Below are 17,733 nucleotides of genomic sequence, written 5' to 3'. Positions count from 1 at the left end.
ACCACCGGCTTGCTCGAATTATTTTTATATACGTCTTAAAATTATAAAGTGCATCGAAGCAAGCGTCAACCAAAGTGAATGAAAAGTCCGACACGATTCAAGGCTATGGACCCGCTGACGGCCAGACATAATGAAACGGCATCCCCTCAAGAGCATCCAATTGAACATCTTCAGGTATCTTTAAGTAAATCAGCTGCTCACCGCCCTTTATGACCCGATCAGACCAAGGTCCATTCTCCTCGCCGCTGGTGCTGGTGAATTGCGAAATGGGAAATTCTTGTCTGAATGTGGACAGGTCAATGTCAAAAGGTGTCGAAACGTTGATTCTTATGGCCCCCGACGTGTATTGAACATCTAATGGAGGCAATTTATCTGACATATCCCTTCCCTCTATAATAAGCGGTGTCTGATAATACGTTGCTTGAATCGTGTCACTCTGATCGGAGACTCTTTCCGCATAAACAGGAATTCCCGTATAAGGATCATGGCCGCTCACCATTTCCAGCCGGATATCCTGCTTCTCAGCTGACAGCTCCCAGGATTCCTGCTGATAAATCTGATCAGTCTTGTCAATGCTTCCGTCTTCAGCCATTCCCGCTAATCGTGGGAAGTCATCAACTGGAGCACTCACCGCCTCACCCGGAGCATCCGATGACTCAGGAAGCATCAATGCAGCCGGAACAGCCAGGATAAGCACAGCACTATAGACGATAAAAAGGCGTCTCACCCTTGTCGTATAGCTGCGCCGCCAGTTTCCTTTTGGCAGTTTAAAAGTAGCAAATACGATTAACCCGACGATCAGCAGTAAAATGATGATTGGCATCAATTGCAGTAACGACGTCATGTCCGCACCTCCAGTCGACGGTAAATGATGATCGAGCCGGCAAATAACACAAGCGCGGTCAGCAGTGTTTTACACATGAACAGAAGAAAAGAACTCTCTTCAAAATAAAACGTCCCGATCTCCAGTAATAACTGATCACCGCCTGTGATCCGGGGCCAGAAAAACAATAACCCAATAATCACAGCTGGTATAATGTAAGCAAACATTTTATATAAATGAACGAATGTTCCAACAAGGTAGCCGGCACTGCTGAACATTAAGATAAACATGAACGCTGCCAGTGCCCCCATCAGCCATTCACCCACTGTATCGGTGAAGCCGCCCTGCATAATAGGGGTTGCCGAAAACAGAAAAAAGGTAACGACTTTCAGCAAAAACCCGTATAACAATGCCGTTATACCGCCTAACAGGCTGGTCACCGTCAAAAAGATCATATTGGCTAAATCATGACTTAAATGACTCGACACAAAAACAAAGTCATCATCCCGAAACATTTGCGTTTTCATTTGCACAGCACTTATAAACCCCCACAGCATCGTAAATACGACGACAATACTAGCCGAGTAGGAATCGACGTAAATATGCATCCCCCTGCTAAGACTGGTTGTGGAGGAACCTGTCGAGAACAGCGAAAGAACAAACGCAATCAGCTGCAGTATCATTAAGGTCGTGAAAAAGCCGGAAAACGATTTTAACTTAAAGCGGCATTGCTGCTTAACCGTCTGGAATAAGCTAGGCTTTGTCAAATACATCATCGATTTCCCCCTTTGTGCTATCAGTCAGATACACGCACACATCCCCTGGCGAAACAGCTTCCGCACGAATACCTGCCCGTCGCATCTGCTCCCATTCATCCGTCGAAAAATCATGTTTCACAACCGCATACATGCCAGCTTCTGTCTGTTTTGAATACATAACGTCTCTGTTGCGTGTCCACGCTGATACCGCCTCGAATGGACCACTCAGGCTCACGGCATATTCTTTTAGTTCCTCGACAGGCATGTGTAAGTAATTGTGGCCATCTTCCAGGAGAAGCACATCTTCCAGCAGCTCCTCGATTTCATCCAAATGATGACTGGACACGATAATGGAGCGCGGATGAGCCAGATAATCCTTCAAGAGAGCCCGGTAAAAATCTTTCCGGACAGCCGCATCCATACCATTGGTTGGTTCATCAAAAATCGTTAAGGCGCATCTCGAACACAACCCGACAATCATATTGAACGTGCTTTGCTGCCCCTTTGAGAGACTGGCATAATTCTGATCCGGCTGAAATGAAAAATAAGCAAACAAGCGATCCGCTAATGCCATATCCCAGTTTTCATAAAATCGGCCCGCTTCTTCGAGAATTTCCTTTAATGTCAGCGCCGTTGGAAAATCCAGATCATCGTCAACTAATATCGTATTAGCTGATACCAGCAGATCATCAAATGGCCGGCGGGAGAAGACACGAACATCACCGGAAGACGGCCGCCAGAAGCCCGCTAACAATTTCAGCAGAGTCGTTTTGCCTGCCCCATTGCGCCCGACCAGACCGGTAATCTTGTTTTCCCCTATCGTCACTGTCAACTGATCCAACGCCTTATGCCGTCCGTGCTTCTTGCTTAAATCTCTGCATTCTGCCACGTTCACGTTACATCCCCCTTGCGTTCATTGATTGCAGTCCGAAGCAGCTCGATTAATTCCTGTTCGCCAACATCCAGACGCTCAGCTTCTGCCGCCACTTCCTGGATCTGCTGTTTGAGTGTCTGATTTTTTCGCTTATCTGTAATAACCGCCTTCGCATCACGCACGACAAATTTGCCAAGTCCGCGCTGGTTATACAGAACCCCTTCCTCAGCCAGCATGGTCAGGCCTTTTGCTGCTGTGGCCGGATTAATATTAAACAGATCGGCAAGCTTATATTGCGAATAGACTTTGTCATCCGGCCTAAATGTTTCATTTAAAATTTCGTTTTCCAGCCATTCGGCAATCTGCCTATAAATGGGCTTTGCACCATCCGGATTGATCATTCAAGCTTGCCTCCTTTCCAGTGATGCAGTGCATTAGTTATGTAACTTAGTATAGTACATAAAAAGATCCTATGCAAGGGACCATTGTCGGACATCCGAATGGGTAACCTGCATACGCCATTATATTTTTGACTATTCTTTGAGGGAGGCGGACACCGAAGTAATATCGTAACAGTGATTTTAAATATCAAGAAACGTCATAGATTATAATATCTGTGACTTTCATGAATAAATTTAATGAGTTGTGTATATAGTACCCATAACAGCATTGCCAAGGGGGCTGGGCAAATTGTTAGATCTCAAACGTGAAAGGGTTGTCTTGACAGTAATAATGGTGATTAGCAGCTTAATTCTATTCCTGATCGTTTTTAATGGAAATTCGTTGGCTCAGGATAATAAAGATGAGGAAGGTGATCCTGCATTTGAAAAGCAAATTGAAAACTTCGGAAAAAAACAAACAGATAACGTTCCTGAAGACTATACACTAGAAGAAGCAATGGCGAATGGTGATATTACGCCAAGTGACATGACGTCAAAGCAACGTGAAACAATCAATCAATTTAAAAAGAACGTCAAGAATGGTAATCCTGACTTTATTCGATTTACCCAATTCTCACAAACTGGCGACCCAATAACTACTGAATTCCAATTTAATGGTGAACTTATATACTATCGTTGGGATAGTACAAGGGATGAGAGTGGAAGACATATAAAAGAGGATATGGAAACTGGTGAACGATTTAGCGTACGGGAAGACTACTGTAAAAAGCTTGTAGATGATCCGAGAATGCCATATATCACAAATTGTTATGAGTATGAAAGTTATGAGTTTTAATGTAATCAATTCATAATTTCTTATTCAACTAAAACAGCGATATATGTACAAAAATGCCCCCATATCAATTTGCTGCGATCATCAGCTATAAGCACCGGCAATTGGTTTCACCGTCCTGTTTCTGCTAAAATAACGGTAGACTTAAACGGAGGCGGTATCATGAAGGTATATGTCGATGCGGATGCCTGTCCGGTCAAACAGACCATTATGACGATTGCGGGGGAATTTGCTGTGCCGGTCGTGATCGTAAAAAGCTTCTCACACTTTTCACCCGCTGACGATCCAGCAGGCGTCGAAACGGTCTACGTTGATACAGGCGCTGAAGCTGCGGATTACCGGATTATGCAGCTCGTCCAGACAGGCGATATTATCATTACCCAGGACTACGGACTGGCGTCACTCGGGCTCGCTAAAGACTGCACTGTGCTGCATCATAAGGGCTTTGCCTACACGAACACTAACATCGATCAGCTGCTGCAGACACGTTATTTAAATGCCATGGCACGCAAAAGCGGCAAACGGACAAAAGGCCCGAAAGCCTTCACCTCAGAAGATGAGGCAGCATTCAGCAGGCTTTTTCGGGAAACACTTGACGCGCGACTGGCTTAGTCCCTGCGAAAAAATCCCTTTGAAACGGGCTTTGCCGCCTCAAAGGGCCGTCTCACCATTGCCGCACACGAAAGTTATCCTGCAGAACCGCCCAATTCTGCGGGAAAGAAAAATTCAGCGTCCAATAAGCAGCACCGCGTATGCCATAAGCGCTTACCGTATCGTATTTAGCCTGCATACTGCGGGCATCTTCAAACCAGACCTCATGCCGCTGACCATCATCATCGGTATAACGGTAAAAGGGTGCCTGGCTCGTGTCATCATACTGAATCGCAGTACCGTAATCAACGGCTCGTTCCAGCAGCACTTGCGGATTCAGTGTATCTGCTCTTGTTCCCTCCTCCCAGGGGATCTTCCAATCACGTCCATACAAAGAAATACCCATGAATATCTTATCGCGCGGGATAAGACGCACAGCATAATCCAATACACCTCTAACCTCATCGACCGGGGCAATCGCTCGTGGCGGGCCGCCTGACCAGCCCCACTCATACGTCATGAGAATCACAAAATCACAGATTGACCCATGTGCCTGATAGTCGACTCCCCCGTATAACTGGCCCTGCTGCCCGCCTGATTGTTTAGGAGCAACAGCTGTCGATACAAGAAAACCTTCCGGATGCAGCCGGATAACAGCACGCCGGAGAAACGCATTATAATTTTCCCGGTCTTCCGAATTGATGTATTCAAAATCAAAATTAACGCCTGCGTAGTCCTTTTCCCGCAATTCGTCCAGTAAATTCGTCATGAACTGTGTTTGGGTATCCGAGTCCTGTAATAAGTCAGCAGCCAGTTCAGAATCGAATCCGCCTTCCTCGCCTTGATTCGCCACGACTAAAATGGGGGCCGTATTCGTTTCCGCAGCAGCCTGCCGAACCGGCTGATCTTCCAGTTCTACCAGCTCCCCGTCTTCTGTAAAATGATACATAGAGGGGCCAAGGTACGACAAATGCCTTCCCAAACGCAGAACATCCGATTTCCCGGTACTACTGCCAACCAGGGATGCATACGCAAATGTATCAATGACCGGCCGCCGTATCGCTATAGGAATTATCAGCGTCTGCCCCGGAAATATCAAGCCGGGTGCTGACAAGCGATTCACTGATAGAATGGTCGCCACACTCACACCATATTGCTGGGCAAGCGCCCAGATTGTGTCGCCTGCCTGAACATTATGTGTTATAAAAGGGGTCTGCAGCATCTGCCCAGCATAAATGCGCGATGGATCGGCAATCTGATTGGCTGCGGCAAGCTGCTGAACCGTCACACCAAATCTGTCTGCCACCGTCCTCAATGTATCCCCGGGCTGCACCACATAATCAATGCCCGGCTCCGGAATTACCAGGGATTGACCAACCACCAGAACATCAGGGTCTTCCAAGTCATTTACCGAAGCAATCTGACTGCTGTCAGTGCCATAATTTTGCGCAATCCGCCATAGTGAGTCGCCATTTTTGACAACATGAATCTGCATGGTTACGCCTCCAATCTGTCTCGTATAACAGCCTATTCCGAGATGATTGTCCACGTAACCCAATTAACCGAAATTCTTCTATAAAGTGGCTATATTTTTAATCACAAAGCGGCTTTTTGGCACAGACGGCATCCGAACCATGCTGTATGTCATATCTTGCTGAGGCACCTCATAATCCAGCCGATTTGCCAGACATTCCAGACTTGTCCGGATGATTGCCAGTGTGATTGATTCACCGGCACAGCGATGATTGCTATTATAACGGCCGCCGCCCTGCGGAATAAAATCAAACAGACCGCCATCCCAGTTCCGGAAACGCTCCGGCTGAAATTCTTCCGGTTCATCCCATAAATTCGGATCATGATTCGTCCCATAGACATCAAGCAGAACAAGCGTCCCTTTTTTAAATGAATGCCCGTCCCAGTTAAAATCATGGCGGACTCTCGCCCCTAAAAAGGGCGTGAATGGATAATAGCGGCGCACTTCCTGGACGAACATGCCAGTATAGGCTCCAGCATCGTTTTGCAGTTTTTGTTTGGCTTCTGGAAAGGCGTGCATAGCCAAAGCGCCATAAGTCACATACCGTGCGACAGCTACAATCGGTCTGAGAATATTGATAACGTCTACTGCCGCGGTATGCACAGGCAGCAGATGCCCCTGTAAATCCCGGTGCCAGCTGATGTGAGATAAAGCTGTTTCGGCCCGCGGTGTTAATGTGCCATTCCGGACTTGCTCGATCAGCTGCATGATCCAGCGTTCAGTCCGGTTACGGGCCATTCTCCCTTTCCAATGTCTTGGCCCAACCGCTCCAAAAGCATCAATCATTGCTGCCAAGTCACGCGTCCGTCTCGTCAGCTCATTCGCCCACAACGGCACACCTGCCCACTGGCACGCGATGCGGCACATGATTTCTTCAGTTTCAGGCATGAGCACAAGCCGGTGCCTTTTCTCCCAGCCGGCCAGCGCCACTTCCCACTGTTCTTTCGCAATAGCGGCCAGGTCATTAATACGCTCCGGTGCCATCAGTTTCATAAACATTTCTTTTCGGTGCTTATGCTGCGCACCGTCCTGCATTTGGACACCATTTTTTCCGAAGATGGATTGCTGGATGCGCTTCGGCAGGGCGCCTTTTCGTGTGAATTTGGCAGGATCATAAAAAATCCGGGCAGCCTCCTCACCGCCCATACAGATAACTTTCTGTCCCATAAGCCGGGTCTGAAAGATATCTGATTGAAATTGCCGACGTCTGTCTGGTATATACGTATAGCCTTCTGACATGAGAGTGATCGTATGATCCAATCCCTGTTCACGCGGTATTGTCACAATTGCTGGCTCCTTTCTCACAGATAAATCTGGTTCTGTCTGTTGGTTTTCCCCAGGTGCTCGTTTTTATCCTTGCGACGCCATATAAACCAAAACGTGGCAGCTGCTGAGCAAACCTGTTACGATTGGTTTGAAATTTAAGCAATGAAGGTGATCCTTTGCAGACAACGATTATGATTAATGACATGGCAATCGAAGCGTTTAACGTTAAATTGGATACGATCACGGAAAAGGAACGTGAACGCACCAGGGTGAATTTTTCATTTCATGTCACACACGATACGTATCATGATATCACGACGTTATTATATCAAAATGATTTCACGATTAAGATGCCTGAAAAAGATCTGGCTTTCCCAGCCGTTATCACAACGTACTCAACATCCATCACCAATTTATATGAGCCTGGAAACGTAGGCGAATTTAAACTTGAACTGACCGAAAAATGATAGCCCTCCTTTGAAAGGACCGGGACGTTTCCGAAGCGGTTATTTTCCCAGCTGTTTAAAAGGGGCTGGGTCACAACAAAACGAATAACTCAAACTTGCTTCGAACAGGATCGATTTAGCGGAGGAAAAGACGGAGACTCCTGCGGGAGCAAAGGATAGGTGAGACCCCGGAGCGCGCTAGCGTGAGGAGGCTCACCAGCCGCCCGCGGAAAGCGACGTCCTTTTCCGGAGCGGACTTATGATCAAAATACGTTACGTCCCAGCTGTTTTAATGGGGCTGGGTCACAACGAAAGCGAAACACTCAAACTTGCTTCGAACAGGATCGATTTAGCGGAGGAAAAGACGAAGACTCCTGCGGGAGCAAAGGATAGGTGAGACCCCGGAGCGCGCTAGCGTGAGGAGGCTCACCAGCCGCCCGCGGAAAGCGACGTCCTTTTCCGGAGCGGACTTATGATCAAAATACGTTACGTCCCAGCTGTTTTAAAAACCACACAGCAACTGCTGTGTGGTTCATTTTATGAGCTTAACACGCCGTTGGGATCAGGCTTTAACCGCATCACCTGGTAATCAGGCAGTCTGTCCTGCAGGCGGCTGACGAGAGAATCGCCTTTTCCCTCAGGCAAAAATGAGATCATAGCCGGACCCGCACCACTAATAACTGTTCCATAAGCACCGTGAGCGCCCGCCTCACTTCTGATGGTTTCATAATGCGGCAGCATAGCCTGACGATAAGGCTCATGAAAAAGATCCTGTTCCATCATCCTGCCAGCCCGCGCATAATCGCCAGCAGCAAGCGCGGCGACCAGGACGTTGCTGATCGCACTGGCAGAAGCCGCCTGCTCCCTTGTATAGACCGCGGGAAGCACATCCCGGGCTGCTTCGGTCGTTAATGCCTCGCCCGGTATCGCCAGAACTGTCTCAACGTCAGGTACCGGCAGCAAGACCCGCTCAGCCACTCCGTCAGCGGCAGCTGAAATCACCAGACCACCCATGACAGCCGGTGCGATATTATCCGGATGGCCCTCAATCGACGCACCCAGCTGCAGTTTTTCATCAGCCGTCAGCGACAAACAACAGACCCGATCAGCCAGTTCAATACCTGCCACAATCGCCGAGGCACTGCTCCCCAGCCCCCGGGCCAAAGGGATATCACTCTGCATGGACAGATGGCAGGGAGGAAGCTGTTCATGCCAGTGTGCAGCCGTTTCACGTGCCGCGCTGACTATTAAATGATCATAAGCATCCACCTGCTCCGGCAAATAGGCCGAGTGCTGCTCTATTTCCCACGCATCGGACGCTGATACATCGACTGTTAAATAAAGGCTGAGCGCCAGGCCCAGTGAATCAAAACCCGGCCCAAGATTTGCCGAGCTGGCGGGGACCACGATCCTGAAAGGTGTCATGCTTTCACCAGCTTTGTCACATAATCCGTGACGGCTTTTTCATCATTGGGCAGTGTAACCGGCCCGTCTCCCATCTGCTCAATGGCTGCCTGCGGGTCTTTCAGGCCGTTGCCGGTTAAAACCGCCACGACTTTTGTTCCCGCTGCTATCGTGCCTGCTTGCCGCTCGCGAATCATACCGGCAATTGACGCGCACGAACCCGGTTCAGCGAAAACGCCTTCCTGTCTAGCCAGCCATCTTTGCGCGTTTGCGATCTCCTCATCAGTAACAGACGCGATCGTGCCGCCTGATTCATCCCGCGCCGCTTCAGCCAGTGTCCAGCTTGCGGGGTTGCCAATCCGGATAGCAGTCGCCATAGTTTCTGGATTGGCGACGATCTGATTGTGCGTTAGCGCTGCCGCTCCAGCCGCTTCGAAACCGTGCATTTCGGGCAGGTCCGTGTTTTGCCTGTCAGCATATTCCCGGAAACCTTTCCAATAAGCACTGATGTTACCGGCATTGCCAACCGGAATAGCCAGAACCTCAGGTGCCATCCCCAGCTCATCACAAATTTCAAATGCGGCTGTTTTCTGCCCGTCAAGCCGGTACGGATTAACGGAATTAACAAGCGTTACCGGGGTGGTTTCGCTTAATGTCCGGACAATTTTCAGTGCATCATCGAAATCACCGTCAATTTCCACGATATCCGCACCATACATGACCGCCTGAGCTAATTTACCCAGCGCGATTTTGCCTTTTGGAATGACTATAATCGCCCTGATGCCGGCTTTGGAAGCATACGCCGCAGCAGAGGCGGACGTATTGCCGGTTGATGCACAAATTACTGCCTCGCTGCCCGCTTCAACAGCTTTAGCAACAGCAAGAGCCATGCCCCGGTCCTTAAATGAACCAGTCGGATTAAAGCCTTCAATTTTACCGTATAATTCTATATCTAATTGCTCCGATAACGCTGATAAAGGGATGAGCGGTGTATGACCCTCTTTCAACGTTATCAATGGTGTTTCATTCGTTATAGGCAAATACGCGCGATACGTCTGGAGCAAACCCTGCCCTATCATGTGTCAGCATCTCCTTCTGCTTTGTAAAAACTCACCACGGCCAGAACCGTATCAAGATCCTGCAAGTGTTCTAAAGCCTGCTGCATGATCGCCAGTGACGCTTCATGGGTGACCACCACAATTTCGGCTGTTTCCGGCTGATCAGACGGACGCTGCAGAATTTGCTTAAAACTGATCGCCTGCTCATTAAAGGTGTCCGATATCCGGGAAAACACGCCAGCTTCATCCCGCACATGCAGCCGGAGATAGTACTGGCCAAACTGCTCATCCGTTGATTTCAATTCCTTTTTGAAGCGCGGCTCAATAAATTGACTGCCCGTTACACCGCGGTGCATATTTTTACCGACCGTAACAGCATCCGAAATGATGGCAGCAGCAGTCGGCATGCTTCCGGCACCGGCGCCATAAAACATAGCCTCACCCACTGCTTCGCCATAAACATAAACAGCGTTATACTCATTTTTAACGTCTGCAAGCGGGTGATTACGCGAAATGAGTGCTGGCTGGACATTAATCTCCACACGCTTGCCATCAAATTTAGCGAAACCGATTAATTTCATCGTGAATCCCAGCGTATCAGCATATTTCAGGTCCGCCAGTTCAATACCGTTAATGCCGGTCACGTCAATGTCATCCAAATCAATATACGTGGAAAACGCTAATCGCCCTAAAATCGCCATTTTCCGTGCAGCATCAAGCCCTTCAACATCAGCAGCCGGATCAGCTTCCGCAAACCCGAGCTCCTGTGCCTGTGCTAAAGCATCATCATAACTGACACCTTCCTGATGCATTTTGGTCAAAATAAAATTCGTTGTCCCGTTTACAATGCCCATAACCTGCTCAATATGGTCTGAGGCAAAACCGTCAGTTATTCCGCGCAGGATTGGAATCCCGCCGGCAACACTTGCTTCATAATACAAGTCACAGTTATTCTGTGCCGCAGCCTCATGCAGTTCAGCCCCGTGCAGTGCCACTAAATCTTTATTGGCTGTCACGACGTGTTTACCCGCAGCAAACGCACTTAAAATGTGGCGGCGGGCTTCTTCAATCCCTCCCATAACTTCAATAACCACATCAATTTCCGGGTCATCCAGCACATCAGCAGCATCCAGTGTCAGAACCGTCTCAGAAGCTCCAGTATCAATAGCACGTTTTTTATTGGGGTCACGAACGAGTGCCTTTTTTACCTCGACAGGACAACCAAGCTGATGCATGAGTTTTTTCTGGTGCTTTTCAATCAGCGTCATAACACCTGAACCCACCACACCAACACCGAGTAATCCGACTGATACTTTAGCATCCACCTTATCACCTCTTTTAGCAGTTAGTGATATATATTGAAACATGAATCTGACTTCATGACAATATCGAATTTTTAGACAACACCTGCGGGCAGACTGACTCTCATCCCACCACATTGGCTAAATCCTGAATCGTTTTGTATACTAATCATAATAACCATTAAGCGAAAGGGTGAGGCAAATGATTGTAAGAGAACGCGACCAGGGGTTTGTCATGATTCAACAGCACCATCACGCCCAGATCTCCGGTGAGCTGGCCCGCCAGCTGGATAATGCCTTCTTTGACGACAAAAACCTAAGACCTTCCGTTGAGTACGCGATTGCCAAGCACGATGACGCGTGGAAAATGCTGGATAAACAGCCTTTCTGGAATGATCTGAAACAGGAACCTTATCGATTCACCGACGTTCCCAACGCTGCCAAAACGGTTTTTTACAAACAAGGAATTGACACCGTTCAAGAACAGGATGACTACGCCGCTCTGATATGCAGTGAGCACTACAGACGCTTTTTAGAGAACGATCCGGATGAGGATTCCCAGCAATTTGTCGAGCAGGAAAGACAGCGGCAGCAGTCTTTAATGCAGCACCTTGATGCTTACGACCAGGACTTATACTGGATGCATTGGGACCTCCTGCAATTTTTGGACAGTCTGTCTCTGTACGTTTGTATGAACGAACCGGGTGCCCGCGAAGAGAATAGGCATCCCTTCTTTAAAAACGGTATCACCGTTTCACCGTCTCTCAGTTTTTTTGACACTCATAAAACGCCCATTCACTGGCAGGATAACCAGACCGTGGTCATGGACGCTTTCCCATTCGCTGAACCTGTAACCGTTACCGTTCAGCAAAAAATTATTCCCAAACAAACCCTAGCGGAAAAAGGACTGATTGAAAGTTACAGACAAGCTGACTTCGAGAACGTCTCCATTCAACTAACAGGATCCTGACGCGGCACGCGCGCTCGATCGATTTTCCGATGCTCTCGATCGATTCTCCGGCGCTCTCGATCGTTTTCTCCGCTCGCTCGATCGAATTTGCCGCGCGCTCGATCGATTTCCGGCCAGCCCAATCCAATGCCAGCACAAAATCTAAAAAAAAATCGGGAGAACGCCACAGCGTTTCCCGATTTTTTAACATACCTGGTCTAATCTTTTCCTTCTGAATTATCCGGTGATTTCTTTCCCTGATCAGATGGCTGTGATTCATCGGTATCCGGTACGTCTTCCGGAACATCTTCCGGCATGTCAGCCGGAACGTCCGTCTTGGATATGTCCAGCTCATCCATCAAGTCTTCCAGCTCATTCATAGTCTTAGCAGCTTTTTCCCAATTGCCGTTTGACAGTTCCTTTTGATAGGTATTAAACAGCTCGGAAAAGTTCTCTAATTTTTCTTGTGCTTTTTTGATCGGCTCATCTGATGATTGATCTGATTCATCAGCCTGGTCTTCATCACCGTCTGACTCATCTTTCTTACCGCCGCCATCACTGACTTTATCTACCATCGTATCCAGTGCCGTATCAAAATCACTTTTCATCACAATTTCATCTTCATAAGCTACGACAACCCGCTTCACTTCAGGCAGAGAGGTTTCATTGTTTGATTCGATATAAATCGGCTCAACATAAATGATCGTATCCTCGATCGGTATAGCCAGCAGATTACCGCGAATCACATCAGAACCGCCCTGCGACCACAGGTTCAGTTCCTGAGAAATCTCACTATCCTGGTTGATCCGGTTTTCAATTTGCTGCGGCCCGTAAATATTCCGCTGTTTAGGGAATTCATAGACAAATTTCTCGCCGTAATTCTCGCCATCGTTTCGTACACCGATCCAGCTGATCATATTCTGTCTGTTTTTCGGCGTATATGGCATCATCTGAATAAACTCTTCTTCATCGTGATCAGGCAGCTTCATGGTCATATAATAAGGCTCCATTTCAACGTCCTCATCAAAATACCGTTCGGTCGGCGTCTGCCAAGTGTCTTCACGATTATAGAATACTTCTAAGTTAGACATATGATACGTGCCATACATCGTCGACTGAATTTTGAACAGGTCGGTCGGATAACGGAAATGCGCTTTAATATCATCCGGTACATCTTCAGTAATTAAATCCGGGAAGATATTCTTAAATGTCTGCATGAGCGGATCATCCGGATTAGACGCATAAAAGTTCACATCGCCAGAGTACGCATCAACTGTTACTTTGACCGAGTTCCGGATGTAATTCTGTTCACCCTGGAAAGCCTCGGAATATGGATAATTATCAGCTGACAGATACGCATCAAGCATCCAGACAAGACTGCCATCATCACGAACGACTAAATAAGGATCATCATCATAATCGAAAAATGGCGCAATCCGGTTTACACGATCCTTGATATTCCGCGTTGCCAGCAGCTGACTGTCGTCATTCAGCTGATCCGTCACCAGCATCCGGAAAGACCCTTCATCAAGTGCATACAGCAAGCGTTTGAAGCCTGTCAGCTGAATGCCTTTATCGGCCTGGTAACGATTGCTCTCGTTCTTATCACCTGCCGGATAATCGAATTCATCAACATCACTGTTTGTGATGACATTCGGATAATCCTGCTCGCCAAAGTAGATTTGCGGCTTTTCGACGTCTAAATCGCCTTCAGGCGGCAAATCTTTCACCATATATTCCGGCTGTCCCTGATCGGTCACCTCATTAACGTGACTCATTGCCAATCCGTAACCATGTGTATACCTCAGATTCTGGTTAACCCACGTTTTCGCCTGATCAGGCAAGCTGGAGGTATCCAATTCACGTGCACCCAAAAATACTTGCTCATACTCGCCATCAACCTGATAACGATCAACATCAACGTCATTAAATTCATAGTACGTCCGGAATGTCTGCACCTGATTATAAACATCCAGTAACGGCCGCACATCATTCATACGCACATTATCAATCGTATCCTGATTGCGTTCGACCATATCCGCATCCAGTGAATCATTCCCCGGATGCTGCTCAATGTCCATGTCATCTAAGTCGTAAGCAGCCCTTGTATAATCCAGGTTATCCTGCAAGTAAGGCTTCTCCACGGAAAATTCATTCGGGGAAACCGCAAAGTTCTGAACCGCTACGGATACACCCTGTCCGACGATAATCAGTACAATGTAGACTGCAATCGGCGTCAGCATAGTTCGGATATTTCCCCTGACGAGTTTCACAATCATCCATATCGTCATAAGCAACGCTACCGCAGCCAGGATATAAGCTTTCGGTATATTGACCGCTTCATCCGTATAGCTCAGTCCGTGCACGACACTCTCCTGAAACAGACTGACCATGTTCGTGGTCAGCGTTCCATATGGCTGCAGAAAATGATAGCCTGCCAGAAGCACACCGATAATCGCGAGTGTTGTTCCTAAATGCAGCTGAGCAGAACGGCTCTTCTGGTACATTTGGAAAACGGAATAAGCCCCAATTTCCACCAGCAGGAAAAAGATGCTTAAACCAAGCAGGACCGATACAATTAAATTAAGAACTGGCAGAACGTAAACAAAAAATGAGATATCCAGTCCAAAGTATGGATCCGTCTTGTCAAATGACGCCCGGTTGAAAAACTTCAGTGCCTGTTCCCAGCCAACACCTTGAATGATGCTGCTTCCAAATAAGCCAATGATAGCTGCAATACCAAGCATGATAGCTGTCATGATTTTTCGTCTCTTCAGAATAGGCGGCAGCTGATTAGAATCAAAATGTTTAACGTAAGACCGCCTAATCCAGAAAAGGGTGATAAACGTACAGATAGCAAACAAGATAAACCCGGCAACACCGAGCAGCACTTTACTCGTCAGTATCTTTGTAAACACGGATGAGAAATTTAAAGAATCCATCCAATAATAGTCCGTCATGATTTGCATAGCAAATAAGCCTGCGATCACAAGCACGATGACGGCAAGCACAACATAGCCAATCCATTTATACTTACCGTTCCAATTCATTTTCGGCCGCTGATTAGAGCCTCCGTCAAAAACATCCAATGTAGACCTCTCCCCCTATTATCTCGCAAAATAACATTAATCCTCGTAACATCAGTGTAAAATCTCACTCCCTATCATACATGACAAATACAGGAATTGAAAACGTTTATGATCATTTTTTCGCTGATTTAGAGGGAAATCTGACAAAGTCACATCTGTTACTGGCGATCATCATTTTTCTGATCTTTGTCATCAGACTCGAATTCCTCGGCAAATTCTGTCTGGAACTGGCCATCATATGAAAACGGCCCCTGCTTTTTAAGCGCCTCTTCTTCCAGGTTTTCTATCAGATAAGCATGGATAAAAGGCTCACATAGTGCCATAAAAAAAGCCCCCATAAAAGCAATAGCAGCCATAGAGGTGCCCGTCATAATGAACAGACCTCCAAACAGGAAAAGCGACAGAAACCCAAGAGGAAAATCGGCAATCGAAGCGGCGATATTGCCAAATTTCTTAAGTACAAATAAATCACCAATGACAAACGAAAGTGTTGTTGTTAATAGACTGATCCCAAATAAACTGAAAACGCTTGCATGATAAAAAATACCGAAGAGCGAAAACACCGTAATACCAACCACAATAAACTTAATACCTAATGCTTTTAAATAAACCATATCCGTCTAACCATCCTTTCCGGGAATACGTAACCGTTATTATGCCGGAAAAGCATGGCATTATACCTGATGATGGAAAATCTTATCTCATTTTTTCTGCTAGCAATCTCATTACTAAATGACTGAACCGCTCCGGAAAAAGACATCTTCTCCGCGGGCGGCTGGTGAGCCTCCTCGCGGGCACGCTCGGGGGTCTCACCTACCCTTTGCTCCCGCAGGAGTCTCCGTATTTTCCTCCGCTGATCCGAGCCATTGTTCGACGTTTAAATTATTCGCTTTCGTTATGCCTGCTGCAACGCCTGATTGATGGCATCCTCCGTAATGGCGGAATGGGATGTATGCCAGCGAACATGGTTATCCTGAAGCAGAAATAGCTGCGGTGACTCATGTTTAACGCCCGTTTCCTCAGCCAGCTGATTCGATAGATCCCGGCTCTCAATCACTTTAACTAAATAAGCCTCCGCAGGATCAGCACCCGATTCCAAAAACGCCTGATACTGCTTAAATGCCTCAGCACTAATCGGGCAAGTCGTACTGTGTTTCAGCACAAGCACAGGTTTTTCCGTGGATCTTTTCCACATCTGTTCCAATTCTTCTTTTGTCTGCAGCTCTTTAAAATCAGTCATTCTAATACCTCCTTAATAGTATAGCTTTCACGCAGGACCTATCCTGCAGCACGATCGGCGTTATCCTTCTAGCAGCTTGACGTGGACCGTTCGTGTTCGCGGCCCGTCAAATTCACAAAAATAGACACTTTGCCATGTGCCCAGTACCGGTGCGCCATCCGAGATGATCAGCGTCTCGCTCGCCCCAAAGACGGATGACTTCATATGCCCGTCTGAATTGCCTTCCATGTGAGCATACTCATGTTTGTTCGGAAATGTCTCGTTCAATCCCAGTTTTAAATCTGTTTTGACATCCGGATCGGCATTTTCATTGATGGTAATCGCACCCGTTGTATGCGGACAGTAGACGACCATGATGCCATCCGCAATACCACTTGCCGATAGAGCCTCATCCAAGTGCCTGTCCAGATTCGTAAATGACTGCTTCTCATGTATTGCTATCGTGAATGTGTGCTGTGTTTTGCTCACGCTCATCATCCCCTTTTACAAAATTTGGCCAGAGATGCCACGGATAATCAGCAGGCGGCCAGGACTCGTGCCCCAGCATATCCTTCCTGGTCGGATGCTCGAACGCTAACGTATGGGACCAGAGTGCCAGCTGCTGACCGGGCGAGTTCACCTTCTGCCCGTACTTCTGATCACCATAGATGACACAGCCGCTAGCTGCCAGCTGCACCCGGATCTGGTGCGGCCTTCCTGTATGGAGATGGATGGCAAGTAAATGCAAGCCATCATGCTGACCGACAACCTCATAATCCAGAACCGCCTTCTTTGCCCCTTTCGTCTGGGGTGATGCGACATGCACTTTATTTTCGCTGTGATCTTTCAGCAAAAAATCTTCCAGCGTCCCAGACGAGTGCGGCGGATGGCCGCGGACAACCGCCAGATAGTGCTTCTCAAACGCGCCCCGGCGCAAGCTATCCGACAAACGCGACGCCGCTTTGGATGTTTTAGCAAAAACCATCACACCGCCAACCGGACGATCGAGCCGGTGGACGAGCGCCAAATAGACATTGCCAGGTTTCTGATAGCGTATTTTCAAATCATCTTTCAGCATGGTCAAAAGATCCCTGTCATGTGATTGATCACCCTGAACCGGCATATTCACAGGCTTCTCCACTACAAGGACATGGTTATCTTCATAGAGAATTGAAATAGCCACTGTTT

General features: G+C 47.6%; 19 protein-coding genes. 4 read left to right on the top strand and 15 right to left on the bottom strand.

The window, feature by feature from the left end:
- Positions 1-103 precede the first annotated feature (103 nt).
- Genes ACZ444_RS01915 through ACZ444_RS01900 form a run of 4 tightly spaced genes read right to left on the bottom strand, consistent with a single transcriptional unit; the run spans position 104 to position 2,856 of the window.
- Positions 104-844: a hypothetical protein gene (locus ACZ444_RS01915; RefSeq protein WP_382358297.1), complete on the bottom strand. Its 741-nt coding sequence runs from the start codon at positions 842-844 to the stop codon at positions 104-106.
- Positions 841-1,599, bottom strand: a complete 759-nt coding sequence (locus ACZ444_RS01910; RefSeq protein WP_382358296.1) for a hypothetical protein — start codon at positions 1,597-1,599, stop codon at positions 841-843. Before ACZ444_RS01910 ends, ACZ444_RS01915 begins: the two co-directional genes overlap by 4 nt.
- On the bottom strand, positions 1,577-2,476 hold the full coding sequence (locus ACZ444_RS01905) for an ATP-binding cassette domain-containing protein (RefSeq protein ID WP_382358295.1): 900 nt from the start codon (positions 2,474-2,476) through the stop codon (positions 1,577-1,579). The genes ACZ444_RS01910 and ACZ444_RS01905 overlap by 23 nt, the downstream gene beginning before the upstream one ends.
- On the bottom strand, positions 2,473-2,856 hold the full coding sequence (locus ACZ444_RS01900; RefSeq protein WP_382358294.1) for a GntR family transcriptional regulator: 384 nt from the start codon (positions 2,854-2,856) through the stop codon (positions 2,473-2,475). Before ACZ444_RS01900 ends, ACZ444_RS01905 begins: the two co-directional genes overlap by 4 nt.
- Positions 2,857-3,145: 289 nt before the next feature.
- Between ACZ444_RS01900 and ACZ444_RS01895 the strand changes: the two genes are divergently transcribed.
- Both ACZ444_RS01895 and ACZ444_RS01890 read left to right on the top strand, forming a co-directional pair.
- Positions 3,146-3,691: a DUF4362 domain-containing protein gene (locus tag ACZ444_RS01895; protein ID WP_382358293.1), complete on the top strand. Its 546-nt coding sequence runs from the start codon at positions 3,146-3,148 to the stop codon at positions 3,689-3,691.
- 159 nt (positions 3,692-3,850) lie between these two features.
- Complete coding sequence (locus tag ACZ444_RS01890) at positions 3,851-4,300, top strand: YaiI/YqxD family protein (RefSeq protein ID WP_382358292.1); 450 nt, start codon at positions 3,851-3,853, stop codon at positions 4,298-4,300.
- Positions 4,301-4,352: 52 nt separating this feature from the next.
- Here the strand turns inward: ACZ444_RS01890 and ACZ444_RS01885 are convergent, their stop codons facing one another.
- Together ACZ444_RS01885 and ACZ444_RS01880 are read right to left on the bottom strand one after the other, a co-directional pair.
- On the bottom strand, positions 4,353-5,774 hold the full coding sequence (locus ACZ444_RS01885) for a glycoside hydrolase family 18 protein (protein WP_382358291.1): 1,422 nt from the start codon (positions 5,772-5,774) through the stop codon (positions 4,353-4,355).
- A gap of 78 nt (positions 5,775-5,852) precedes the next feature.
- Positions 5,853-7,097, bottom strand: coding sequence for a cytochrome P450 (locus ACZ444_RS01880; protein ID WP_382358290.1), 1,245 nt, complete (start codon positions 7,095-7,097; stop codon positions 5,853-5,855).
- Positions 7,098-7,255: 158 nt separating this feature from the next.
- On the opposite strand from ACZ444_RS01880, the gene ACZ444_RS01875 reads away from it, so the two are divergent.
- On the top strand, positions 7,256-7,546 hold the full coding sequence (locus tag ACZ444_RS01875; RefSeq protein WP_382358289.1) for a DUF3219 family protein: 291 nt from the start codon (positions 7,256-7,258) through the stop codon (positions 7,544-7,546).
- Between the two features lie 516 nt (positions 7,547-8,062).
- On the opposite strand, the gene thrB is transcribed toward ACZ444_RS01875, so the two are convergent.
- The 3 genes from thrB to ACZ444_RS01860 are packed head-to-tail and all read right to left on the bottom strand — an operon-like array spanning position 8,063 to position 11,312.
- Complete coding sequence (gene thrB / locus ACZ444_RS01870; protein WP_382358288.1) at positions 8,063-8,950, bottom strand: homoserine kinase; 888 nt, start codon at positions 8,948-8,950, stop codon at positions 8,063-8,065.
- A complete protein-coding gene (gene thrC, locus ACZ444_RS01865) occupies positions 8,947-10,008 on the bottom strand; it encodes a threonine synthase (RefSeq protein WP_382358287.1) in 1,062 nt (353 codons plus the stop codon). Before thrC ends, thrB begins: the two co-directional genes overlap by 4 nt.
- Positions 10,005-11,312: a homoserine dehydrogenase gene (locus tag ACZ444_RS01860; protein WP_382358286.1), complete on the bottom strand. Its 1,308-nt coding sequence runs from the start codon at positions 11,310-11,312 to the stop codon at positions 10,005-10,007. The genes thrC and ACZ444_RS01860 overlap by 4 nt, the downstream gene beginning before the upstream one ends.
- Positions 11,313-11,490: 178 nt before the next feature.
- Between ACZ444_RS01860 and ACZ444_RS01855 the strand changes: the two genes are divergently transcribed.
- A complete protein-coding gene (locus ACZ444_RS01855) occupies positions 11,491-12,258 on the top strand; it encodes a DUF3891 family protein (RefSeq protein WP_382358285.1) in 768 nt (255 codons plus the stop codon).
- On the opposite strand, the gene ACZ444_RS01850 is transcribed toward ACZ444_RS01855, so the two are convergent.
- The 6 genes from ACZ444_RS01850 to ACZ444_RS01825 form a co-directional block, all read right to left on the bottom strand.
- Entirely contained in the window at positions 12,240-12,425 is a 186-nt protein-coding gene (locus tag ACZ444_RS01850) for a hypothetical protein (protein ID WP_382358284.1), read from the bottom strand. The two genes, ACZ444_RS01855 and ACZ444_RS01850, sit on opposite strands and share 19 nt — an antisense overlap.
- A gap of 30 nt (positions 12,426-12,455) precedes the next feature.
- On the bottom strand, positions 12,456-15,326 hold the full coding sequence (locus tag ACZ444_RS01845) for a UPF0182 family membrane protein (protein WP_382358283.1): 2,871 nt from the start codon (positions 15,324-15,326) through the stop codon (positions 12,456-12,458).
- Between the two features lie 158 nt (positions 15,327-15,484).
- Positions 15,485-15,940, bottom strand: coding sequence for a DUF2512 family protein (locus ACZ444_RS01840; protein ID WP_382358282.1), 456 nt, complete (start codon positions 15,938-15,940; stop codon positions 15,485-15,487).
- Positions 15,941-16,221: 281 nt separating this feature from the next.
- Entirely contained in the window at positions 16,222-16,566 is a 345-nt protein-coding gene (gene ytxJ, locus ACZ444_RS01835) for a bacillithiol system redox-active protein YtxJ (RefSeq protein WP_382358281.1), read from the bottom strand.
- A 60-nt stretch (positions 16,567-16,626) separates the two neighbouring features.
- Positions 16,627-17,040, bottom strand: coding sequence for a secondary thiamine-phosphate synthase enzyme YjbQ (locus ACZ444_RS01830; protein WP_382358280.1), 414 nt, complete (start codon positions 17,038-17,040; stop codon positions 16,627-16,629).
- Positions 16,994-17,728: an RluA family pseudouridine synthase gene (locus tag ACZ444_RS01825; protein WP_382358279.1), complete on the bottom strand. Its 735-nt coding sequence runs from the start codon at positions 17,726-17,728 to the stop codon at positions 16,994-16,996. Before ACZ444_RS01825 ends, ACZ444_RS01830 begins: the two co-directional genes overlap by 47 nt.
- Positions 17,729-17,733: the final 5 nt, after the last annotated feature.

The organism is Lentibacillus kimchii (assembly GCF_055381965.1).
This window is presented reverse-complemented; position numbering and strand designations above follow the sequence as displayed.